Annotated in this window: 22 protein-coding genes; 14 read left to right on the forward strand and 8 right to left on the reverse strand. The window is 39.5% G+C overall.

Annotated features, from left to right (window positions below; translation table 11 throughout):
- Positions 1-100 precede the first annotated feature (100 nt).
- The 5 genes from BLO53_RS02130 to BLO53_RS02150 all read left to right on the forward strand — a co-directional run bounded on the left by BLO53_RS02130 (position 101) and on the right by BLO53_RS02150 (position 8,103).
- A complete protein-coding gene (locus BLO53_RS02130) occupies positions 101-3,796 on the forward strand; it encodes an endo-1,4-beta-xylanase (protein ID WP_176757120.1) in 3,696 nt (1,231 codons plus the stop codon).
- A 201-nt stretch (positions 3,797-3,997) separates the two neighbouring features.
- Complete coding sequence (locus BLO53_RS02135; protein ID WP_242875272.1) at positions 3,998-5,464, forward strand: MBOAT family O-acyltransferase; 1,467 nt, start codon at positions 3,998-4,000, stop codon at positions 5,462-5,464.
- 36 nt (positions 5,465-5,500) lie between these two features.
- Complete coding sequence (locus BLO53_RS02140) at positions 5,501-6,592, forward strand: hypothetical protein (RefSeq protein WP_092058786.1); 1,092 nt, start codon at positions 5,501-5,503, stop codon at positions 6,590-6,592.
- Between the two features lie 116 nt (positions 6,593-6,708).
- Positions 6,709-6,951: a TIGR03905 family TSCPD domain-containing protein gene (locus BLO53_RS02145; protein WP_207648456.1), complete on the forward strand. Its 243-nt coding sequence runs from the start codon at positions 6,709-6,711 to the stop codon at positions 6,949-6,951.
- Positions 6,952-7,014: 63 nt separating this feature from the next.
- Positions 7,015-8,103 carry an undecaprenyldiphospho-muramoylpentapeptide beta-N-acetylglucosaminyltransferase gene (locus tag BLO53_RS02150; protein WP_092058790.1) on the forward strand — a complete coding sequence of 363 codons (1,089 nt, stop codon included), beginning with the start codon at positions 7,015-7,017 and terminating at the stop codon, positions 8,101-8,103.
- Between the two features lie 86 nt (positions 8,104-8,189).
- Here the strand turns inward: BLO53_RS02150 and BLO53_RS02155 are convergent, their stop codons facing one another.
- Genes BLO53_RS02155 through BLO53_RS02165 form a run of 3 tightly spaced genes read right to left on the reverse strand, consistent with a single transcriptional unit; the run spans position 8,190 to position 10,267 of the window.
- The gene (locus BLO53_RS02155; RefSeq protein WP_092058792.1) at positions 8,190-8,885 is read right to left on the reverse strand and encodes a 5'-methylthioadenosine/adenosylhomocysteine nucleosidase; all 696 of its coding nucleotides are present in this window, start codon (positions 8,883-8,885) and stop codon (positions 8,190-8,192) included.
- A gap of 30 nt (positions 8,886-8,915) precedes the next feature.
- Entirely contained in the window at positions 8,916-9,395 is a 480-nt protein-coding gene (locus BLO53_RS02160; RefSeq protein ID WP_092058794.1) for an S-ribosylhomocysteine lyase, read from the reverse strand.
- 5 nt (positions 9,396-9,400) lie between these two features.
- Positions 9,401-10,267, reverse strand: coding sequence for a MurR/RpiR family transcriptional regulator (locus tag BLO53_RS02165; protein WP_092058796.1), 867 nt, complete (start codon positions 10,265-10,267; stop codon positions 9,401-9,403).
- A gap of 291 nt (positions 10,268-10,558) precedes the next feature.
- On the opposite strand from BLO53_RS02165, the gene BLO53_RS02170 reads away from it, so the two are divergent.
- The 6 genes from BLO53_RS02170 to BLO53_RS02195 all read left to right on the forward strand — a co-directional run bounded on the left by BLO53_RS02170 (position 10,559) and on the right by BLO53_RS02195 (position 17,621).
- Complete coding sequence (locus BLO53_RS02170) at positions 10,559-11,098, forward strand: NADH peroxidase (protein WP_026489234.1); 540 nt, start codon at positions 10,559-10,561, stop codon at positions 11,096-11,098.
- Between the two features lie 209 nt (positions 11,099-11,307).
- On the forward strand, positions 11,308-12,888 hold the full coding sequence (locus BLO53_RS02175; RefSeq protein ID WP_092058798.1) for a glucose-6-phosphate isomerase: 1,581 nt from the start codon (positions 11,308-11,310) through the stop codon (positions 12,886-12,888).
- 185 nt (positions 12,889-13,073) lie between these two features.
- Complete coding sequence (locus tag BLO53_RS02180) at positions 13,074-14,588, forward strand: sensor histidine kinase (protein ID WP_092058800.1); 1,515 nt, start codon at positions 13,074-13,076, stop codon at positions 14,586-14,588.
- Between the two features lie 22 nt (positions 14,589-14,610).
- Entirely contained in the window at positions 14,611-15,300 is a 690-nt protein-coding gene (locus tag BLO53_RS02185) for a response regulator transcription factor (protein ID WP_092058803.1), read from the forward strand.
- Positions 15,301-15,384: 84 nt separating this feature from the next.
- Positions 15,385-16,155: an RluA family pseudouridine synthase gene (locus tag BLO53_RS02190; RefSeq protein ID WP_092058805.1), complete on the forward strand. Its 771-nt coding sequence runs from the start codon at positions 15,385-15,387 to the stop codon at positions 16,153-16,155.
- Between the two features lie 14 nt (positions 16,156-16,169).
- Complete coding sequence (locus tag BLO53_RS02195; RefSeq protein WP_092058807.1) at positions 16,170-17,621, forward strand: O-antigen ligase family protein; 1,452 nt, start codon at positions 16,170-16,172, stop codon at positions 17,619-17,621.
- Here the strand turns inward: BLO53_RS02195 and BLO53_RS02200 are convergent.
- The 3 genes from BLO53_RS02200 to BLO53_RS02210 all read right to left on the reverse strand — a co-directional run bounded on the left by BLO53_RS02200 (position 17,590) and on the right by BLO53_RS02210 (position 20,160).
- Positions 17,590-18,081: a hypothetical protein gene (locus tag BLO53_RS02200; RefSeq protein WP_092058809.1), complete on the reverse strand. Its 492-nt coding sequence runs from the start codon at positions 18,079-18,081 to the stop codon at positions 17,590-17,592. The two genes, BLO53_RS02195 and BLO53_RS02200, sit on opposite strands and share 32 nt — an antisense overlap.
- Positions 18,082-18,175: 94 nt before the next feature.
- The gene (locus BLO53_RS02205) at positions 18,176-19,474 is read right to left on the reverse strand and encodes a sensor histidine kinase (protein WP_092058811.1); all 1,299 of its coding nucleotides are present in this window, start codon (positions 19,472-19,474) and stop codon (positions 18,176-18,178) included.
- A gap of 11 nt (positions 19,475-19,485) precedes the next feature.
- Positions 19,486-20,160: a response regulator transcription factor gene (locus BLO53_RS02210; RefSeq protein WP_092058813.1), complete on the reverse strand. Its 675-nt coding sequence runs from the start codon at positions 20,158-20,160 to the stop codon at positions 19,486-19,488.
- A gap of 172 nt (positions 20,161-20,332) precedes the next feature.
- Between BLO53_RS02210 and BLO53_RS02215 the strand changes: the two genes are divergently transcribed.
- The 3 genes from BLO53_RS02215 to BLO53_RS02225 all read left to right on the forward strand — a co-directional run bounded on the left by BLO53_RS02215 (position 20,333) and on the right by BLO53_RS02225 (position 22,740).
- Positions 20,333-21,508, forward strand: a complete 1,176-nt coding sequence (locus BLO53_RS02215) for a DUF3810 domain-containing protein (RefSeq protein ID WP_092058816.1) — start codon at positions 20,333-20,335, stop codon at positions 21,506-21,508.
- A gap of 43 nt (positions 21,509-21,551) precedes the next feature.
- The gene (locus BLO53_RS02220; protein WP_092058819.1) at positions 21,552-22,247 is read left to right on the forward strand and encodes a hypothetical protein; all 696 of its coding nucleotides are present in this window, start codon (positions 21,552-21,554) and stop codon (positions 22,245-22,247) included.
- Positions 22,248-22,434: 187 nt separating this feature from the next.
- Positions 22,435-22,740 (forward strand): hypothetical protein, encoded by a 306-nt coding sequence (locus tag BLO53_RS02225; RefSeq protein WP_051197099.1) that lies wholly within the window; start codon positions 22,435-22,437, stop codon positions 22,738-22,740.
- Between the two features lie 115 nt (positions 22,741-22,855).
- Here BLO53_RS02225 and BLO53_RS02230 read toward each other — a convergent pair whose 3' ends face one another.
- Entirely contained in the window at positions 22,856-23,314 is a 459-nt protein-coding gene (locus BLO53_RS02230) for a Fur family transcriptional regulator (protein WP_092058821.1), read from the reverse strand.
- Positions 23,315-23,329: 15 nt separating this feature from the next.
- The gene (locus BLO53_RS02235) at positions 23,330-24,226 is read right to left on the reverse strand and encodes a putative manganese transporter (protein WP_092058823.1); all 897 of its coding nucleotides are present in this window, start codon (positions 24,224-24,226) and stop codon (positions 23,330-23,332) included.
- Positions 24,227-24,238 lie beyond the last annotated feature (12 nt).

Below are 24,238 nucleotides of genomic sequence, written 5' to 3' on the forward strand. Positions count from 1 at the left end.
GCATTTTTTGATAAGCGTACTATGCGAAAATACTAAATAATTTATATTAGCGAAGTAGTGCATGGGGATATTGCACAAAAGACTAATAAAAGGAGGAAGCATGAGTATGCACAAAAAGTGGTTGGGGTTATCATCACTTGTTATGGCAGGAATGCTGTCAGTAACTAGTGTTGGTGCCGGAGTAACAACGGTTTACGCTACTGAACCTGGGGAATTATCAGTAGTGGAAGAGCAGCAGGAAGCTGTAGCAGAGGCTTCAGCTGAAGCTTCATCAGAAGAAGCTGCAACAGCGGGATCTTCTGAAGAAGAGGTAATTGATGAGTCTGCAACAGCAGGATCTTCCGACGAAACAAAAGAGGAAGAAGAACCTGGAACCGATGCCCCTGTAATTGAAGAACCTGAAATTGAGGAGGCAGATAAGAATAATCTTGTTTTCCATGACAGATGGAATTCAAGCGTTACAAGTTCTGGCAAGCTTACGTTTACCAAGCAGTATCAGGAGTTTGTTTACGACCTTGGTAACACATTTGATTCAGCTAATGTAAAGGGAGTTACAGTAAAGGTTTCTAACCAGCAGAACAATGTATGCATCAAGTTCTATGATGCTGACATGAATGAGAAACAGGCTAACTATGGCTGCAATGGAAATAGTCAGTACACAATGGTTCCTACATATGATGGAACAGTAAGATACATCGGTGTTATGTCAATGCCATCAGGAGAAGAGAACTATCCATATGGCATAACAATTGATGATGTTGTTGTTGAGGCAACTTCAGAACCTGCGCACACTAATGAAAAAGTTCTTGTATTTGAAGGTGATAACCTGGTATTTGAAAAAGCATGGCAGGAAGGCGAGCCTGTAGTAGTAAAAGATGGTGTTCTCACATTTGAGAAGGAGTGGGATCAGTTCAATCTTTCACTTGGCGAGAAAGTTCCTGGAGAAAATATCAAGGCTTTAAAGATCACTTTTGAAGAGGCTAACAGCCAGTCTGTATGCTTTAAGACATACAGCGAAGGAGAGGAACTTACTGCAGATTACGGCAAAAAAGGCAGCAAGGAATATGCAACATATCCAAGCGCTACTAAGGACGTAGATGCTATAGCTATCATGGCTATGAATGAGCAGACATATCCATTTAGCGTTAAGGTTGAGAAGGTAGAGGTCGTAGTAGACACAACACCTGCTGAAGAGAAGCCTGAAGCTGGAGTAGAGTATGACATCGTAGACCTTCGTGACCCAGTAGAAGCTCTTATGGGCGAGGACTTCATTATCGGAACAGCTGTCAGCTATGACGAGTTCCGTGACCCTAACGACCTGGCACTTACAACTAAGCACTTCAATGGTGTAACTCTTGGTAATGAGCTTAAGCCAGATGCAATGCTCAAGAAGGGTGCTGAAATTGTTGATATGGAGCTTAATGGCGAGATGGTTCCATTCCCTAAGCTTGATTTCTCAACACCTGAGGGACGTCTTGATTACTTCCTTGACTGGAACAATGAGCATCCAGACAAGAAGATCAGAATAAGAGGACACGTTCTTGTATGGCACTCTCAGACTCCTGATTTCTTCTTCCATGAGGACTATGACACATCCAAGCCTTATGTAACACCAGAAGTTATGAACAAGCGTCTTGAGATCTACATCAGAGAGGTTGCACAGCACTTTACTGGTGAAGGCAGCAAGTATGCTGGAATGTTCTATGGATGGGATGTGGTAAATGAGGCTGTAAGTGACGGAACAGGCACATACAGAAATGCAAACGAGAATTCTACATGGTGGAGAGTATATCAGTCTCCTGAGTTCATCAACAATGCATTCGTATATGCAAACAAATACATGCCAGCTGAGATAGCTCTTTTCTACAATGATTACAATGATACTTCTTCAAACAAGGTAAATGGTATCTGCCAGCTTATCTCAAATGTTAAAGCTACACCTGGTGCAAGAATCGATGGAATGGGCATGCAGGGACATTATCAGATAGCTAATAATGATCCTTCTATGGATGCATTTAAAGCTGCAGCTCACAGATATGCAGAGCTTGTTGATCAGGTTCAGGTGACAGAGCTTGACTTCAAGGGAAGTGCTAATTCAACAGATGAGAGACTTGCTCAGAGATATAAGGCAGTTTATGACACAATCAGAAGACTTAGAAATGAGGGCGTAAACTTCACAGGTATGACAATCTGGGGAGTAACAGATAAGCACTCATGGCTTCAGACATCTAATAGCGTAGGCGGCGGAGCAAACGGAAGAGTTAGACAGTATCCTCTTCTCTTTGATGATTATTATAAGGCTAAGAATGCTTTCTGGGCACTTGTAGATGCTGGCGAGCTTGAGCCAGAAATCCAGACAATAACACTTGTACAGAATGCAAATGGTGATTTCAGTGCTGGTCATGGATATGATTTGACAATGGAAGATTCCGATGCTTTGTTTGTTCCTATGTGGAGTGAAGATGGAATCGACGTTAAAGTTACTGTTACAGACGCAACTATTGATGAAAATGATAAGGTTGTAATATTCACAGATGACGGCGCTATCAAGGTTACTGCAGTATCAAGAAGTGAAGCAACAGCTACAGAAAAGGGTTACGAGACAATTGTTAATGTTCCAGTAGACATGTCAGTACTTGAAGCTAATAAGGTTAAGATTGACTTTAGATTCCAGGATGGCGACAAGGTAATGGCGTTTAATGACACTACATACAAGCAGTATGAGACCAGCAAGTATTATGCTGAGACAGTTATTAAGCCACTTGTAGCAGTTAAGAAGGGAACAGTAGTAGTTGATGGCGATATATCTGATGCAGCATGGGCTACAGCAAAAGAAATCCCTGTAGCAATCAACAATGGTGCAAAGGCTTCAGCAACTGCAAAGGTTCTTTGGGATGAAGAAAACCTTTATGTTCTTACAACAGTTAAGGATTCTGTTCTTAATAAAGCAGCATCAGATGCTTGGGAGCAGGATTCTGTAGAAGTATTTATCGATGAGAACAACAATAAGTCATCAGCTTATCAGGATGACGACAAGCAGTACAGAATTAATTACGAGAACGCATATAGCTTCAATGGCACAAAGTGCGTTGCAGAAAATGTAAATTCAGCAGCAGTTGTAACAGAAGAAGGTTATGTGATCGAGGCTGCCTTCAAGTGGACAGATATTATGGCACATGTTGGCGCACAGGTTGGTTTCGATATTCAGGTTAATGATGCTGATGCAGCAGGAAGAAGACTTGGATACCTTAACTGGGCTGATAAGTCAGGTAATGGCTGGTCATCACCTGCAGTATTTGGAACAATCGTACTTGCTGATGGTGAAGAGCCTGATCCAGGTGTTGAACCTGAGAAGCAGGCTACACTTGTTACCAAGTGGGGAGCAACCTACTATGTAACAGAAGATGGCGAGAAGCTTACAGGCTTCCAGACAATTGATGGAGTTACATACTTCTTCAATGCGAGGGGCGTAATGCAGAAGCAGACCTTCGTAACAGTAGATGGTGCTAAGTACTACGCAAAGGCAGATGGCTCTATTGCCAAGAATGAAGTAGTTAAGAAGTGGACTCAGACATATATCTTTGGCGAAGATGGCGCTGTATTTACTGGATTCTTCGAGTTTGAAGGAAGCAACTATTATGCAAAGGCAGATGGACGACTTGTAATTTCTGACTGGATCACAGATGGTGATAACAAGTACTATGCAAAGGCAGATGGAAAGCTTGCTAAGAACGAGACCATCACAAAGTGGGGCAAGAAGTACACATTCGATGAGAACTGTGTTCTTGTAAAATAATAAGTTAGATAAAACACACAAACAACAACCCTGGGGGCAGAGCAATCTGCCCCCTTTGCGCTGTTTTACACTAAGGAGCAGATTTGGTATACTCTTCATGAAATCTAAAGATTGAGAGAAGAATAAATGGGGTTTAACTCTTTTACATTTATACTATTGTTCCTGCCAATTCTGCTTGCAGGTTGGAGGCTTTTTAATAAATTGGAAAAATATACAGTGGCAGATGTGTTTTTAGTGCTGATGTCACTGTATTTCTATTACACTTTTGGAACTACTTTTGTAGTAGTTCTTCTTGCGAGCATTGCCTTAAACTATGGACTTAGTTTTCTCATACAGATATTTGAAAAGAATAAGGCAAAGAGCGGAGCTTTTACCGCCATCAAGGTTGTAGGAGTCATAGCAAATCTAGGCATGCTGTTTTATTTTAAGTATCTTGGCTTTTTCTTTGATAATTTGGGCGCCATAACAGGTGCGACATTTTCTGCAAAAGAAATACTTATGCCTGTTGGAATCAGCTTTTTTACCTTTGGACAGATTTCTTTTATTGTAGACAGAGCAAATGGGAAAGCTCCACATTATCCATTTTTAAAGTACCTGATGTTCACTGTTTACTTTCCTAAGCTGATCCAGGGACCAATTGCCTTTCACAAGGAAATGATAGATCAGTTTGAGGACATAAAGCGAAGAGCTTATGACTCAGACCAGATGGCAAGGGGACTAATGTCTTTTATCATCGGCCTTTCCAAGAAGGTTCTTCTTGCAGATAACCTGGCAAAGGCTGTAAATTACGGCTTTCATTATACTTATTACCTTGACACCTTGACTGTGGCTCTTGTTATGATAGCCTACGCTTTTGAAATCTATCTTGATTTTTCAGGTTACTGCGATATGGCAAATGGAGTCAGTCTTATGCTGGGCTTTGAACTTCCTGTAAACTTCAATTCTCCATTTAAGGCAGCATCTTCAAAAGAGCTATGGCAGCGCTGGCATATGACGCTTTCAAGATTCTTTATAAAATACGTGTATATTCCTCTTGGTGGTAACAGAAAAGGCAAGATAAGGACCATAGCCAATGTGCTAATTGTCTTTGTGCTGAGCGGCTTGTGGCATGGCGCTGGCTGGACATTTATTTGCTGGGGACTCATGCAGGGCATACTTGTAGTATTTGATAACTTAGGAATTATTGGAGTTAAGGAAAAATCAGAGAGCGGCCAGAAGAAAAGCAGATATTTATTTAGGGAAAAGCCTCTGATAGTAATTCCTCGTTGGCTCGGAAATGTCTTTACCTTCACCTTCTTCGTGATTTCGCTGGTGTTCTTTGGATCTCAGGACATGACCTATGCAGGAATGATGTTTAAGAGATTTTTTGTATGGACATATCCGGGATTCTTATTTAGAACAGCTGAGAATCTGGCAATTCCGGAAAACTATCTCCTTAGGCAGCTCCTGACACAGACTGGTAGAGGAGCACTTGTAAACTTGGTATATCTTGGAACTTTCATAGTTCTTTTGGTAATAAGTGCTGTAGTAATGCGCATGAAGAATACAGCCCAGATAGTATCTGAGACTAAATTTGAGAAAAAACAGATAGTAGGCCTTGTGATACTGTTCATCTGGTCTTTTATATCTCTTTCAACTGTGAGCACATTCTTGTATTTCCAGTTTTAAAGAGGGTGAAAATAGATTATGAGAAAGTAATAAGTTATGGATAAAAATAGTAATTCAAAAAAGTTCATAAAAAGCCTGCTTTCAGCAATTCTTATACTGGCAGTTTTAGTAGGGGGAATAGTATATGTTTTTGACCCTTTTTATCACTATCACAAGCCATGGTTTGGACTTAAGGCTGTTCTTACTGACAAGGAATATCAGTGCATAGGTACTCTTAGAAATTTTGATTACGATACGCTGATTGTTGGGTCTTCGGTAGTTGAAAATAATGACAATGACTGGTATGACGAAGCCTATGGCGGCAAGTCCATAAAGGCGGTAAGATCTTATGGAGCCACAGCAGATCTGTGCTACATGCTTGATGTGGCCTTTGAAAATCATGATATTAAGAGAGTCTTTTACAACATAGATCCTTCATCACTTGCAATGACAGCAGAGACAACCTTTGAATCTACGGGATGTCCAACATATCTCTATGACAAAAACCCCTTTAATGATGTCAGGTATCTTTATAATAAAGACGTATTGCTTGAAAAGATTCCCTATGAGATAGCCAGTTCATTTATAGGAGACTACGACGAGAGCCTTTCTTACAATTGGGCTAAGTGGAAGAGTTTTAACAGTGATATGGCCCTTGGACTATATCACAGGGCAAAAGATATTACGCCTATGATGGATGAAACTGTATACCAGAAGAATCTTGAGGATAACATAGCTCTTTTGACAAGTAAGGTGGAAGCTCATCCTGAGACAGAGTTTATCTTTTTCTACCCTGTATATTCAATGTTATGGTGGGATGGAATTGTAAGAAGCGGCGAAAGAGATGCTTATATCTACAATGAGCTGCAGATGACAAAAGCTCTTTTACAATATGATAATGTGCGGGTGTTCTGTTTCCAGGCCCAGGAGGATGTGGCCACAAACCTGGAAATCTATATGGATACACTTCATTTTGCGCCTGAGATCAATAAGCTTATGTTAGACAAAATGATAGCTGGTGAAAATGAGATGACTCTTGAGAATTATGAGGAAGTCATAGAAGGGGTCAGGAACTTTTCTGATAAGGTTGTAAATGAGTATATCATTCCATATGAAGAAAAGGGACTTCTAAACTACGCAGAAGAATAAGAGAAACAAAAAGCCCTTCATATTTTTTATGGAATATTTAGCTGAAGGTGTTATACTAAAGTGCAACCAAAAGTGTAAAAAAGGCATTTATTTAAATATAGAATGGGAGAATTATTATGATCTATAAGACAAAGGGTACATGCTCAACTCAGATTGACATTGATGTTGAGGATGGAATTATTAAAAGCGTTGCTTTTACAGGCGGCTGCAATGGTAATCTTCAGGGAGTATCAAGACTTGTTGAGGGTATGAAGTGTGAGGATGCTATTTCAAAGCTTCGTGGTATCAGATGCGGTATGAAGCCAACATCTTGTCCTGATCAGTTGTCATATGCTATCGAACAGGCAATGAATGCTTGATCAAGGTATAAGCATTGAGTAGTTATTCGTGATTTGTATTTAATTTGAAAGAAGGTTAGTAAGTTGAGCGAGAAGGCTACAAAGAAAATCGTCCTTACAGGTGGTGGAAGTGCAGGCCATGTAACACCTAATATTGCACTTATTCCAGCACTTAAAAAGGCTGGCTATGAAATATATTACATTGGATCTTACGAAGGAATAGAGAAGAAACTTATCGAGGATTACAATATTCCTTATTTTGGAATAGCTACAGGTAAGCTTAGAAGATATTTTGACCCCAAGAATTTTACAGATCCATTCAGGGTAATGAAGGGATTTACAGAATCTATTTCACTTCTCAAAAAGATCAAGCCAGATATCGTTTTTTCAAAAGGTGGATTTGTCAGTGTACCAGTAGTAAGGGCGGCAAGAGTGCTTAAGATTCCTTACATAGTGCATGAGTCAGATATTACACCAGGTCTTGCCAACAAGCTTAGCATGAATGGCGCCAGCAAGATCTGCTGTAACTTCCCGGAGACTATGAGACATCTTCCGGCTGACAAGGCAATCCTTACAGGAACTCCTATCAGAGAAGAACTTGGAATGGGAAATGCTAGTGTTGGAAAAGAACTATGTGGATTTACAGATGACAAGCCGGTTCTTATGGTTATCGGCGGTAGCCTTGGTGCTCAGTCTGTAAATGAAACTGTACGTTTTGCACTTCCACGAATCCTTCCTGATTTTAATGTTGTCCATATTTGTGGAAAAGAGAAAATGGATAACCTGAAATTATCTGTTCCAGGGTACAAGCAGTTTGAATATGTTAAGAATGAACTCAAAGATCTTTTTGCCATGGCAGATATAGTGGTATCAAGAGCAGGTGCAAACTCAATCTGCGAGCTCCTTGCACTTAAAAAGCCTAATATACTGATACCTTTATCAACAAGATCAAGCAGAGGGGATCAGATGCTTAATGCAAGATCCTTTGAACAGCAGGGCTTTTCACTTGTGATTGATAATGATGAACTGGATGAGGACATTCTAGTTGAGACAATTCAGGACCTTTATGAGAATAGAGAGAAGTACCTGGATAATATGAGTAAGAGCAGCCTTCACTCAGCAACCAATACTATAGTTAAGATATTAAATGATGAGATTGAGCAGCATAGCTGATAAAATCATGAACAGACTTATAAGAAAAGAGCTCCCTTCCGCGTGGAATGGGAGCTCTTGTTATTCTTCTCAATTTATACCAAAGATCAAAGAGACTTTAATAATTCCATTGTAGCTGCAGCGCAGTCTCTTGCAGCCTTGGCTTCAAATTCTGGATAGTCCATGATCTCACTGCCATCAGCCTTATCAGAAATTGCACGGATAATAAGAAATGGAATGTTATTAAGGTGACAGGCCTGCGCTATTCCTGCGCCTTCCATCTCGCAGCAGATTCCCTTAAATTCAGAAACTATAGCATCCTTAACAGACTGCTCACAGATGAACTGATCTCCGCTACAGATTCTTCCCTCAAATACTCCGAGATCAGGTGCGGCAACCTTTATGGCAGCCTCTGCCTTTTTTCTGAGGGTATCATCTGCAGTAAATGCCAAAGTTCCGAGCTGAGGAATCTCGCCCTTCTTGTATCCAAATACTGTAGCATCTACATCGTGATAGCAGACATCTGTAGAAAGAACTATGTCACCGATATTAATTCTGGCATCAAGAGAGCCAGCGGCTCCAGTATTGATCACATGTGTCACGCCAAAAGTGTCCACAAGAATCTGTACACAGATTCCGGCATTTACCTTACATATACCACTTCGTACAACAACAACGTCAGTATTACCAAGTGTTCCTTCAAAAAACTCCATGGAAGCTTTCTTGACTGTATTTTTTACAGTCATATTTTTTTTGAGGGTTTCAACCTCAACCTCCATAGCGCCGATAATTCCTATTTTCATATATAATAGCCCCTTCTTGTGGATATATCGTTACTCTGGATAAACAAGATGCTTATCAGAAATATTGTAAAGTGTATTATCAAGATATTTCTTTGCAAGGAATTTGGCCATTCCAAGATTCATATCCAGATAGTTACCACAATCTCTTGCGCTTGCGCCTGGAACTTCGCCTTCAAAGTTTGCAATGAACTCATACATTCTTGTTATGAGTGGTACGATATCCCTTGATGAAAGGTCTCCTGCCAAAACTACGTAAAAACCTGTCCTGCAACCCATTGGTCCAAAATAGATGGTCCTATCTTTGAATTCCGGATCATTCCTAAGAAATGTTGCCCCAAGGTGCTCCATTGTATGAACCTCTGCGGTGTTCATAACGGGTTCTTTATTTGGAGCTGTCATGCGAAGATCAAAAGTGGTGATGGTTTCTGCTCCAACCTTGTCTTTTCTGGATACATAGATACCTGGTTCAAGATCAAGGTGATTAACTGTAAAACTGGCTATTTTTTCCATAGTGATCACTCCTTGCCGGATTCGTTGAATACCTCGTAGGAATCTCTGAGATATTCACGGATATTGTCATAATCTCGATTACAGATTCCTGTGTAAAGAGTATCTACCATAAACAGCTGAGCGAATCTGGAACAGGTAATGCCACTCTTTTTATCAATTTCAGGAGAAGTTGTAAAAAGAACGTGAGTACAACCTGTAGTCAATGCGTTATTACCAAGTTTGGTTATAGCGATAGTAATAGCATCTTTCTCTTTGGCAATATTGTAGAGCTGCATGATTTCCTTGTTTTTGGGATTATCAACAAAGAAAATAGCTACATCTTCAGGACAAATCTGAGAAATAGTCATCAGATTCATATGGTGATCCTGATTGAATACAACATTATAGTGGATTCTAAGAAGTTTACAATACAAGTCATAGGCTGCAACACTTGCAGTACCAATTCCAAAGACCTGTATCTGTTTAGCTGCTACAATCTTGCTTACAACGTCATTGAAATTTCCAGTATCAAAAAGTCTGTAGGTTGTCTGAATGGCCTGGACACTTGTAGCACAGATATTGTCTGCAATCGACTGTAATGAAGTATACTCGTTTACGTCTTTAAATGCAATCTTTGGGCCATTATCTACCTGCTTTAAAGATACGTTTGCCTCTGAATAGTAGGCATTTTTCAGGTCCTTTAATCCTGTATATCCAATTGCCTGAGCAAATCTGGTCCAGGCAGCCTGCGTAGTGCCAGAGAGCCTTGCTAGTTCTTTAATAGGGTACTGGAAAAGATCATCTTTCCTCTCCAATACAAAATCGGCAACCATCTTCTCTGCTGATGGCAAGGTATCATAGCAACTTCTGATTTTTTCGCTGACAATATTCATAATAATTCTCCTGCGTGAAAGCGCCCAAAAACAATACCAAAGGATTCGATAAAATGCATAAACTGTTTGAAAAAACGTTTATAAATCTACATAATTAGTATACATTAAAATATATTTCAATAACGAAATTAATTTTCAAAGTTTTGGAAAGTATCTATAAAATCTTTATAAATAACAGTTAAATAGTGCGCAATTTAAATGCCTTTTGTGCTACACTTATATGTAAGAGATTTCAGATACTTAAGTGCGATAATGCACTTTGCGTTAAGACGCAGGAAAGGAGACTAGTTTATGAAGTGGGTATGTCAGGTATGCGGTTATGTTCACGAAGGAGATCAGCCACCAGAGGCTTGTCCAGTATGTAAGGCTCCTGCAGAGAAGTTTACCAAGCAGGAAGGCGAGAAGGTATGGGCATGTGAGCATGTAGTTGGCGTTGCATCAAGTGCACCAGAAGAGATCAAGAATGGTCTTCGCGAGATGTTCAATGGCGAGTGCTCAGAGGTTGGCATGTATCTAGCTATGTCTAGAGTGGCTATTCGTGAGGGATATCCAGAGATTGGCGCATTCTTTGAGAAGGCTGCGTGGGAAGAGGCAGAGCATGCTGCTCATTTTGCAGAACTTCTTGGTGAAGTGATCACAGATTCTACCAAGAAGAATCTTGAACTTCGTGCAGATGCTGAGTATGGCGCTACACAGGGCCGTGCTGATCTTGCTAAGAAGGCAAAAGCTCTTGATCTTGATGCCATCCACGATGCAGTTCATGAGATTGGAAGAGACGAAGCAAGACACGGCAAGGCATTTGCAGGTCTTTTAAAGAGATACTTCGGATAAAATACAGAGTAAAAGATAGTGAATTGATAATAAGATGCGAAGCGACCTGATAGAAAAGAATCTATCAGGTCGTTTTTATACATGAAATTACAAGAAACTTCACATATATTTAATAGGTTACTTCTTGATATGATTTTTTTTCTTTGATACACTTTAAAACGGATGGCGGAATACGTTTTCCTTGCTCATCTCAATAGGAGGACATAAAAATGGCGAATTGGAAAAATCTTGACACACTTAATTCTTACAATGAGCTAAAAGGCGTAGCTCATGTAAATCTTGTAGACGTTATGACCGGAGAAAACGGCGCAAAGAGAGTTAAAAACTATTCAGTTCCTATGGCAGCTGGACTTAGTTACAACTATGCAGCAAAAGAAGTTGATGACAATGTTCTTGAAGCTCTCTCTAAACTTGCAAAAGAAGCAGAGCTTTCTGAAAAGTATGAAGCTCTTTTAAGCGGCGAAGTAATAAATACTGGTGAAAAGAGAATGGTTCTTCATCAGCTTACAAGAGGTCAGCTTGCTGCTGATGTTATAGCTGATGGCGTAAATAAACGTGAATTCTATGTAAAAGAACAGAAGAGAATTGCTGATTTTGCTAATAAGGTTCATTCTGGTGAAATTGCAAATGCCAAGGGTGAGAAGTTCACAACAGTAGTTCAGATCGGTATCGGAGGATCAGACCTTGGTCCAAGAGCTATGTATCTTGCTCTTGAGAACTGGGCTAAGAGAACTGGCAACTTCAAGATGGAAGCTAAGTTCATCAGTAACGTGGATCCTGATGATGCAAGCGCAGTACTTAATTCAGTAGATGTTGCTCATTCAATCTTTATCCTTGTTTCAAAATCAGGAACAACACTTGAAACACTTACAAACGAATCTTTTGTAACAGATGCACTAAGGAAGGCTGGACTTGATGCCAGCAAGCACATGATCGCTGTTACTTCTGAGACTTCTCCTCTTGCTAAGAGCGACAACTACTTAGAGGCATTCTTTATGGATGACTATATCGGAGGTCGTTATTCTTCTACATCAGGAGTTGGCGGAGCAGTTCTTTCACTGGCATTTGGTCCTGATGTATTTGCTCAGTTCCTTGATGGCGCTGCAGAGGAAGATAAGCTTGCAACAGAAAAAGATATGCTCAAGAACCCTGCAATGCTTGATGCTATGATTGGTGTATATGAGAGAAACGTACTTGGATATGACAGCACAGCTGTACTTCCTTACTCACAGGGTCTTAGCCGTTTTCCAGCACACCTTCAGCAGCTTGACATGGAGTCAAATGGTAAGAGTGTAAACCGCTTTGGTGAGCCTATTAACTATGTAACAGGTCCTGTAATCTTTGGTGAGCCAGGAACAAACGGACAGCATTCATTCTATCAGCTCCTTCACCAGGGAACAGATATTATTCCTCTTCAGTTTATTGGATTTAAAAACAGCCAGCTTCAGAATGATGTAAACATTCAGGATAGCACAAGCCAGCAGAAGCTCTGCGCTAATGTAGCAGCTCAGATTGTTGCATTTGCCTGCGGTAAAAAAGATGAGAATGCCAATAAGAACTTCAAGGGAGGACGCCCTTCAAGTATCATCATTGGTGACGAACTTAATCCTAAGTCACTTGGAGCACTCCTTGCTCACTTCGAGAACAAGGTTATGTTCCAGGGCTTTGTATGGAATATTAACTCATTCGATCAGGAAGGCGTTCAGCTTGGCAAGGTTCTTGCCAAGAAGGTTCTTGCTCACGAGACAGATGGAGCCCTTGCTGAATATAGTAAGTTACTCGGAATCTAATATAAAAAGTGTTAGGAGCCCCATTTTTTGGGGCTCTTTTTGATGTGCGTCTGGCGGCACATATTTCTGATTGAAATATTGATAAACATTTCAACAAGAAATAGAGAATTTCATATTAACAATCAGTGACGATTTTATGATATAATTTTGATAGGTGCACAGATATAGGTTGCCGGGGGTATATAATGCGTTTTCGTACAAAACTCTTAATTACGTCAGTGGCGATAGTTATTATACCTATTATCCTGGCCCTGGGAACATTTTTTGCAATAGGCAGATATCTTGTATATGAGCAGAAGCTAAACGAGATTTCCAGCGGGTTTGATTATGGTATGGTATCAGACCCCAGCGAGACTTTTGCTGATATGGCAGATGAAGTTACACATGATATAGCTCTAGCATGTATTGTTAATCCGTTTATATTAGAGGATAAAGATTATCTTCAAAGCGTAGATAGCAAAATTGCTTCAAGATATTCATTTCTCCTTGTCATGAGAAATGATGAAGTATATTATGTGGCAAATATGGATAGAGCTCAGGATGTCATGGATGAACTTCCAGGGTATGGAACAGATATAAAGGGTATTTACTATACTGCTTCCAAGCATTTGGTCAAGCAGATTGATTTTAGATTTTCTACAGGTGATCAGGGAAGTCTTTACATTATTTCAGGTATTAGAACGGCTCTGACAGCCTCATTGTTTATCTACATGGGAATTGCAATCATCGGTATCCTTCTGATCACGAGTTTTCTTTTGACCATGTGGATAGGTAACAGTTTCTTCAAACCAATAGATGAGCTGAATGTTGCAATGCAGCATATTCAGGATGGCAATTTCGACTACATGCTACCGACAGATGTCAAGGAAAAGGGCGAAATTGGAGCCATGTATCGTAATTATGAGGACATGAGACTAAGGCTCAAGGAATCTGCTGAGGAAAAGATATTACGAGAGAAGCAGAATAAAGAGCTTATAAGCAACATTTCTCATGACCTGAAAACCCCTATCACAGCAATAAAGGGTTATTCTCAGGGACTTTTAGAGGGTGTCGCTGATAACCCGGAGAAACAGATGAAGTACATCAAGATCATCAATAATAAGGCTAATGATATGAACAACCTTATTAATGAGCTTACCTTGTACTCCAGTATTGATAACAACAGAATTCCTTATAATTTCATAAAACTTAATGTGGGAGATTACTTTGGAGATTGCATTGAAGAGATTGGTGCAGACCTTGAGAGTAAATCCATAAAGCTTAATTATTCAAACCTGACTGCGCCTGATACGCAGATTGTTGCTGATCCGGAGCAGATAAAGCGTGTAGTTAATAATGTAGTTAGTAATAGCGTCAAATATCTTGATAGAGATGATGGGACAGGCCAGATTGATATCAGGATCCTTGATGAGATTGATTCCATCAGAGTAGAGCTGGAGGATAATGGTAAGGGAATTGCTCAGAGAGACATTCCTAATATATTCGACAGATTCTATAGAACAGATGCTTCTAGAAATTCCAAGCAGGGAGGAAGTGGAATCGGTTTATCTATTGTTAAAAAGATAATAGAGGATCATGGCGGATATATATGGGCTACTAGCCATGAGGGAGAGGGAACATGTATGCACTTTGTACTGAGGAAGTACGTAGAGTATGCAGACAACCAGGAAACTGTCACAGTAGACCACGAAACACAATAAAAAAGAAAGGTTAGAGACGTGTATGAGTAGAATTCTTATTGTTGAGGATGAAGAGGCTATTGCTGATCTTGAGAAGGACTATCTTGAGCTGAGCGACTTTGAGGTTAAAATTGAGAATACTGGAGATGCAGGTCTTGAAACTGCTCTAGCAGAGGATTTTGACCTTATCATTTTGGATCTGATGCTTCCAGGTATGGACGGATTTGAGGTTTGTAAGCACATTAGGGAAAAGAAGGATGTGCCGATCCTTATGGTTTCTGCCAAGAAGGATGATATCGACAAGATAAGAGGTCTTGGACTTGGAGCTGACGACTATATAACCAAGCCATTTAGCCCATCTGAGCTGGTTGCCCGTGTAAAGGCGCATATGGCAAGATATTCAAGGCTTGTTGGATCAGGTCACGAGAACAATGATTTTGTCGAGATCCGTGGTCTTAAGATTGATAAGACTGCCAGAAGAGTATATGTTGATGAACAGGAGAAGAGCTTTACAACTAAGGAGTTTGATCTTCTTACTTTCCTTGCAGAAAATCCAAACCACGTATTTACCAAGGAAGAGCTCTTTAGAAAAATTTGGAACATGGATTCAATCGGAGATATTGCAACTGTTACAGTTCATATCAAAAAAATCCGTGAGAAGATTGAATATGATACATCAAATCCTCAGTATATAGAGACAATCTGGGGCGTGGGATACAGATTCAAGGTTTGATGCTAGATAGATCATGTGGCTCCTATCCGGTTTCCGGGTAGGAGCTTTCTTTTGAAATAATATGATAATAACAAGGAAATAAGAATGAAAAGCATAGAATACATATATGAAGACAATGACATTTTGGTGTGCCATAAGCCTGCAGGCATGGCTACAGAAGGCGCTAAATCCTATAGCATGGATGTTGTCAGTGCTGCAAGAAATTATATAAGCCGCCAGAATAGAGGGAAAAATGAAGGAAGAAAGCCCCCATATGTTGCAACAGTCCATAGGCTTGATCAGCCTGTAGAAGGCGTTATAATCCTGGCCAAGAACAAGAAGGCTGCAACAGATATTGCATCACAAATAAAGAAAAGAACTACTGATAAATATTACTATGCCTTATGTTATGGAACTTTTGAGGAGAAAAAGGGAAAACTTGAAAATCTTTTAGTTAGAAAAGAAGATGGATTTGCCGCTGTTATATCAGAAAAAGAGGAGCAGAGTCTTAGTGGAAATACCATAACTCTTGAAAATGGAAGCAGCATCAGGATCATGTCAGGAGAAGTAAAGGATGCTAAATTAGAATATGAGGTCATAGCAGAAACTAAAGAGGAATCTCTTTTGCGAATAAAACTTCTTACTGGAAGATTTCATCAGATAAGAGTTCAGCTTTCTAATATAGGGCATCCGATTCTTGGAGATCAGAAGTACGGAACACTTAAGTCTACCGAGCTTTCAGATAAAAAAGCTGTAAAAGATGTATGCCTAGTGAGCTATAAGTTTGCGCTAAATCACCCAGGAACAAAAAAGAGGATAGAGTTTGAAATCTCTCCAGATAATCCGCAGATAAAGGCAATGCTTGAAACAAAATAAAAAAGAGGTCAGACATGGAACTTCTATATTTACTATATATGCTGTTATTATGCGGCTTTTTGCCACTTTATATGAATGTGGGATATTATGAACTAGGCGAAGCCAAGGCCTTATGCTACCTTGTCATAAGCATCCCATTTGTCATTATCCTTCTTATAAGAGAACTTGTCAGATATAGAAAAGAGGCTGGCGAAGAAGGAATGGCTCTGGATAATAACATAGATAAATTCTTTCTATATGGAACCCTATTCTCCTTTTTTATCTCCTGGCTTTTTTCTGTAGATAAAAAGGTGGCTTTCTTTGGATATGAGGGATGGAGAAATGGCCTTTTGACAACTCTTGTTGCCATTTCCTTTTGCATATTTATAAGTAAAAGCGGTTTTTTTAAAAGTCAGATTCTGGCCCTGTTTTTGCTGGTGCCCTTTTTTGAGTTTGCGCTTTCTATATTAAATAGAATGAGTATTTTTCCTTTTATGATTGCTGGACAAAACTCATCGTTTGTGGCCACCATTGGAAATATTAACTGGTTTTCAGGTTTTCTTTCAATTTGGGTGCCACTTGGTGTAGGTTTTATGTTTGTTCAAAAAAGATTTTCCTTTCGCTTTTTCCTGTTGGGAATATATACAATAGTGGGCCTGGTTGCTCTGTTTTTGCAAGGGAGTGAAGGAGCAGGGCTTATAATTTGCGCCTGCTATGGACTTCTTTTGTGGTATGGCACATTGGACAGAGAAAATTTCAAAGCTTTCCTGATCCAGGCCATAGTTCTGGGGATATCCATGAGCATAGTTGATATTCTGATGATGTTTGCAGGAAGTTATTATAACTACAGCGATAACCTTTTGCTGGTCATTTGCAGATATCATGTTGGAGCAATTATCATAGCCGCAGCATTTTTCGTCTACAGAGTATCAAGATTATTTGAAGAGATAAAGGTTTCCTTTTACTCAAAAACATACAAAAAGATTTACATAGTAGTGATTGTTGCTGCTCTAGCCACAGCGATTGTGCTTTTGATAATGAATTTTTCTGAGGATTTTGGAAATGGAAGAGGAATCATTTGGCGGATGTGCGCTGAGATTTACGCCGGATTATCACCTTGGCAAAAGCTTGTGGGAATTGGCCAGGACTGCCTTTATCCTTATGCAATGTCTGACGGCTATTGGAATAGATCTTTTACCAATGTGTTTAATGGGGCAGCCCTTACAAATGCTCACTGCGAGCTACTTACGGTTCTGCTTGAAAGAGGCCTTATCGGAGCCATAACCTACTTGGGACTATTTATCTCGGTCATCTTCAAACTTGCTATGGCAAAAGAAAAGGAGCATGCAAAAGTCATTTGCGCGCTCCCTGTTATCTCGTATTTTATTTTTAATCAGATATCTTTTCCACAGGTGACTTCTATGCCTTATTGCCTGATCCTGATTGGAATCGCAATTAACCTATCAGGTGGTCAGGAATCGGAATAGAGTCGTCAAGCTCATGGAAAAAGGTTCTGGTTTCTACTATTCCATAAAGAGCTTCCTTGTATTCGAAAAGAAATCTCTCATTTATGTTTTCTTTTCCGTACATGCTAACACGGCCCATATAGGCGTTTAGAATAGAAACATAGCGTTTGTCCAGATCAAACTTTTTGATGATCTCATCTTTTCTACGCCTTGGGTGCTTGGAAGCAAATTTTCTAATGTCTATCTGGAGGTCTACAGGCAGCTCTTTTTCTCTTTCATGTACTGCATGCAGGTATTTGTTGTAGGTGTCTTCATCAATCTTCTCGAAGTGGTTTACGAATTCAAGACAGCAGGCTCCATCTGGTAAATTGAGCCTTACACGGTCTTTTCCATAAACATCCTCAATCTCGGCAACGACATGGGGAACTAGTGGTTTGCCATTGTAGTCTAAGATAATTACTTTATCTCCCTTTTTATACATCAGTTACCTCCCAAATGCATTATATTTTGTAAATTAATTATAGCATGATAAGTGCATAAACCCGCGTTGTTTATGAGAAATTTACAAAATGTTATCATTTGGTTCGCTGTATACTCTTTGGTAACTGCTTGGGAAGCGTAACTAAAAAGCGTATTATGTTATCTCCTTCTTTTTGAGCTTCTATTGTGCCGCCGTGAGAAGTGGCAATGGCTCTTGCTACAGAAAGCCCAATACCGTATCCGCCTGTGTCTCTAGATCTTGATGAATCTGCTCTGTAGAATCTGTCAAATAATCTGTCCAGATTTCCCTTAGGAATATTATCGCAGGTATTTGAAACCTCAAATTTGATAGTGTTTGTTTTGGATAGTTTGACAAAGATACGGCCTTTGTCAGAGGAGTACTTTATAGCATTATCTATAAGCAGGGAAGAAAGCTGAGAGATGGCATTTTTATCGCCTGTTATATGTATACCATCATCTATCTCTACCATATAGTTTTTGCCTTTAGAAGAAGCAATAGTCTCAAATGAACTTGCAGACTCCCTGATAACACTACTCATATCAAAGTCAGAGTAGACTACATGCATTACTTCCTCATCCATTTTGGATAAGGTCAAAAGATTCTTCACAAGATCGTTCATTCTCTTGGTCTGGTTCTTTATACTTGAAGTCCATTCATTTTTTCCACCTTCAAGCTCTAATACATCGACATTTGCAGATATTACTGCGAGAGGCGTCTTTAATTCGTGACCGGCATCGGTTATGAATCTCTTTTGCTTGTCAAGGGACTCAACAACAGGGGCAACAGCGCGGCTTGAAAACATATATACCAGAATAAACATTGCTATAAGTGCTAGAGCTCCGATGCAAAGTGACTGGAATAACAGCTTGTAGACATTGATCATAGAAACGCTCAGATCTACAAAAATGATGAGGCTTGTACCATCCTCATTATTTACTCTGTAATATCTATAGGAGTGATACATCCCCTTTGCTTTATTTCCAGCATATGCAGCACTTGCATAGTCGGATGCTGAAGTCTCTGAGATGGCAGCGATATGCATGAGATTGGTTTCTGTTATGGCCCCATCCGCATCAAAACGAACAAAGAAATACCTTGACTGGTAGGGCATTTCCACTCTTTTGGCATCATTTAATCTATCAAAAGAAAAAGGTTTGTCAGGAGTAAATTTGTCATCAGCAGGAGCCGGATTCATGCGGTGCATGTCAGGAAAGTACCCGTTATTATCTGCCAACATGGTTAATAGATTGTCTGCATCCTGAAACATACTGTAGACGTTTACTGCATTTATAATGCCTATCATGACAACTAAGATTACTAAAAGGGATAGCATGGCTGTAATGACAAATTTTTTTCTAAGCTTTCTGACCATAGAGTACCTCTCTAATTTGCTTCACTGATTGAATAGCCAAGTCCTCTGGCTGCCTTTATTTCACAGGTTGCATCAAGTGATGCCAGCTTTTTTCTAAGGTTTGAGACATAAACCCATACTACATTTACATCGGCCTCTCCGTCTGCCCAGATATGATCCATAAAATTGTCTACGGAAATGATTCTTCCCGGTGAAGTCATGAGCATCTCCATCATCTGAAACTCTCTGCCTGAGAGCCTGATTTTTTCATGATCAGGGGTTGATAACTCGTAACCAGCCCTGTCAAGAGTTAAGTTTCCACAAGTTAGATTGGGTTGTGAAAAGTCAGATTTTCTACGGAGCATTGCACGGACTCTGGCCAAAAGTTCGCCCATGTCAAAGGGCTTAGGAAGATAGTCATCTGCTCCAAGGTCAAGACCCTTTATTCTGTCATCAACTTCAGTTTTGGCAGTAAGAAATAGGACTGGCGTGGAAAGACCCTTTTCACGTAATTTTTTAAGGACATCCATGCCATCAAGACCAGGCATCATTATATCAAGTATTATGCCGTCATAATCGCCGGTAATGGCATAGTCGAGGGCGTCTGTTCCATTATAGACGGCATCGACAGTGTAGTTACTATGTTTTAGTATCGCCACAAGTGCGTTTACAAGTTCAACTTCATCATCTGCAAGTAGTAGTCTCATTTTGTTACCTCATTTTATTAGTACAAACCCTTCCTTAATAATTTTAGCATAGTAGCCTAAAGCGAAACTAAAATATGTATAAAATATGAACGTTTTGGACCTCTTTTGGACATGCCTAGTACATATTTGGTCAGTACAATATTTTTATTAGGACGCGTCGGGGGGATTGCTGATGAAAAAGGGGAAAACAGCGTATTCTTTACCAATTTTAATTATTATAGGACTATGTATTATCTTTAATGTAGCTGCATGGAAAAGTGCGGTTTTTTCTGACTTTTATGTCACTAATATTTTTCCGGTAATTACAGGTTTATATGGGAGAGTAACAAACCTTGTGAGCTTTTCAGTGGGAGAAGTCTTGCTGGTAGCGGTGGTTTTGTACATAGCTTTTTTGCTGGTGTTTGTTCTAGTCCATACAATTATTCTTACTGTAGCAAGGTTTTCTGGGGAGAACAGTAGGAAAGATACATTGGCAGGCAGGATATTAAATAAAATATCAGACATCCTCTACAGGGTAACACCAGTTCTTTTAACAATTACTATAGTTATAATGAGTCTGAATTGTTTCGTGTTATACCATTGTTCCCGCATAGGAATCAGAGTTCAGGCATCGGAGGATGACTATAATATAGTTGAACTTACTCAGCTAAGAGATTATGTGGTTAGAAAGTGCAATGAGCTTTCAAAGAAGGTTCCGCATGACGAGAATGGAAATGTGTTATATGAGGGAAATATGGCGGAAACTGCAAAAGAGGCGATGTTGGGACTCTCTGGCGAATATCCAAGACTTGGGGGATATTATGTAACTCCTAAAGCCCTGTACTTTTCAGACTTTATGTGTCAGCAGTACATGCAGGGATATTATTTTCCATTTTCTATGGAAGCAAATTATAACGATACCATGAATATGATGCACAAGCCGTTTACTATGTGCCATGAACTTGCGCATACTCACGGATACATATATGAGGATGAAGCAAATTTCTTTGGATTTCTGGCGTGCATAAATTCTGATGACATTGTATTTCAATATAGTGGCTATCTAGGAGTCCTCAATTACATAAACAATGACTTTTATGATGCTGTAGGGGAGAAAGAATACAAGAAGCACGTAAAGATTTCTGATAGAGTCAAATATGATAATCAGTTTCTTTCTCCAGAGGGCTGGCAAGAGGTTGAAAAAAAGGCCGTTATCAAGACAGAAACAGTTAAAAAGGCTGCGGATACTTTCGTTGATACAAATCTGAAGGTAAATGGCGTTTCTGCAGGAAAGGCCAGCTACAGATATGTTGTGGGACTGATCATGGATTATTATTATAATAACAGTGTATTGGCAAGGGTTTCATGAGGTATAATAAGTACTAGCGAATTAAAGTAGTTAGGAGAAACCTATGAAAAAGAATAAATCAGTTCTATTAGGAGTACTAGCCATGATGCTTCTACTAGTAGGATGTAAACCATCTGAAGAAAAACTGTCAGAAGCAGAGAATGCAAGAAACCAGCTTGTTCAGGCCAGAGCAGCTGCAGAAGAAACATATCTTGATATAGCAGATACCTCATTAAGGCCAGAACTTGACACGCTAGGTGTTAAAGTGACAGAAATAGAAGCCTTGGATTTTACTAAGATGAGTGACAAAAAGATAGATGCTGTTCTTCCTACGATAGCGGAGCTTACTGACAGCTATAGCACAGTTCAGGGGAAACTAGATGGAACTTATCAGGAAGAGACATCGGCTAACGCTGAGCAGGCTAAAAATATCCAGATAAATTCATATATTATTAACCAAATGGGCTTTGATATTAATAGCATTGTTCTCCATGATATTACAACAGATACATATTCTGGAAATCTCATTGGTGATGGAAATATTCTGGAGTCAGGCTATACACTGATGGGAATAAAACTGGAAGTACATACAGATAGTAATGCCTGGGAGTTTATTGTAAAAAACACCACAGATACAAGTTTTACCCTTCCATGCGAGAGTTTAAAAGATGTAGATCCTTCTGGAGTATCACTTTCTTTTGAGTATGATAATGATACGCAAAATGGTTCGGTGACCTTTGGAGGATACTTCTCAAATTGACGATTTCTTGATTTTTATTAATGTTTTTGTGAATTATTAACAAAATCTTAAAGAAATCTTAAGAGAAAATGCACAAGTTCATTCATGACATTTAAAAATTCAGAGTATATAATCTTATTTCGTACTGAAGCAATTGGCTTGCAATGTAATTGCAAAGTATAAAGGTTAGAAGAGGAGATTATATATTATGAAGAAGAATATCGTAACATTACTTTCAGCATTAACACTTTCAGCAGCAGTACTTGCTGGTTGCGGAGAGACAACTGTAGAGACAGCTGTAGAAGAGACATCTGTAGAGGCTTCTGTAGAAGCATCTGTAGAAGAGGCTGTTGAGGCTGCTTCAGAGGCATCTTCAGTAGAAGAGGCTGTTGAGGCTGCATCAGATGCTTCATCTGTAGAAGAGGCTACTGAGGCTACATCAGACGCTTCAGCTGAGGCTTCATCTGAGGAAGAGGCTGCAACAGAGGCTACTTCAGAGGCATCAAACAACTAATTCAATTAGATTTTTTACACCAGGTTTAGGCTAGTTAATAATCAATTGCTTTAGTCAGTACAATAATTTGAGCCACCACATTCAATTGGATGTGATGGCTCTTATTATTTTTCTTTTATTTCTCTTTTGAGCAGTTTTCGCAGTAGCCGTAGATCTCAAGGTTGTGACCTGTTATTTCAAATCCTGGAACGGAATGCTCGATTTCGTGTTCAATCTCATGAAGCGGACATACAGCGATAGGCATTTTCTTGTGGCACTTTAGGCACACGACATAGTGTCTGTGCTTACCGGACTTTAACTCGTAGAGAGCAGTTTCTTCGGTGGCAAGAACAGTTTTAGATATGACACCAGCTTTTTCAAAGGCAATAAGATTTCTGTATATGGTGGAAAAAGCGTACATCTCAGAAGGATGTTCATTATTTAGCCTTGTAAAAATATCTGCCGCAGACAGGGGCTCATGACTTCCGTAAAGAATCTTGAAAATATCAATCCTTTGCTTTGTCTTCTTGACACCTTCCGGCCAGTTGCGTTCAATTATCTCATCATACGATTCTGCATGTATTTTACAGCTCATAGTATCCTCAATATCTTAAATAGTAATTCCAATAAGATCGATAAGTAGTCCAATCACAGTTCCAATAAAGAATAAAAGAAGAGCAATGTTGATGTTCTCTTTTTTATTGTCATTAACTCTAAATAGAACTAATAGTCCAATTCCAGCGCCAACTAAAAGACCTGACATCATAGTTCCCAAAGTGATCATTTGATCAAGATAGAGCTCAGTTATGATAACAGAAGCAGCACAGTTAGGAATAAGCCCCACAAGCCCGGCGAGGATATGGCTGATGACGGGGCTTGTTTTTAAGAGAAGGGCAACCTTATCTTCACCAATAAGTTCAATCACAAGATTTAATACTAAAGTAAGGATCAGTACAAATACAAAAATGTGGAAAGTATGAACAAATGCAGATTTTACAATGCCAAATAAGCCCTCTGACTCGTCATCATCGCAGTGACAATGTTCTTTTTCACAAAGTGAAGAAATTCTAACTGGGTCATTTATAGATTTGTTGTGAGCCTTGTGATAGGCATGTACTACAAAATCAATCACAAAGCCTGCGAGAATTCCAATCAGAGCCTTGATAGCAAGAACCTGAATCATAGTCTTTATTGGAACCTGCTCTGATATAAACAAAGGAATCATCTCATCTGAAGTGGATAAGTATATGGCGATGAGTGTTCCTAAAGTTATAACGCGGCCAGCATACAGGTTCGATGCCGCTGCTGAGAAACCACACTGAGGAAATGCTCCTATCAGGCCTCCCCATAAAGGTCCGAAGTGCTCTGTTTTTTCTACAACGCCGGAAGTAAACTCAGCAGTCTTATGTTCTAAATACTCCATAATAAGATATGTGATAAATAAGAATGGCAATATCTTAAGGGAATCAATTAGTGCGTCGATTACTACATCTAATATAAGTTCCATATTTTCTCCTTG

The organism is Butyrivibrio sp. INlla14, assembly GCF_900102515.1.
Lineage (GTDB): Bacteria > Bacillota > Clostridia > Lachnospirales > Lachnospiraceae > Butyrivibrio.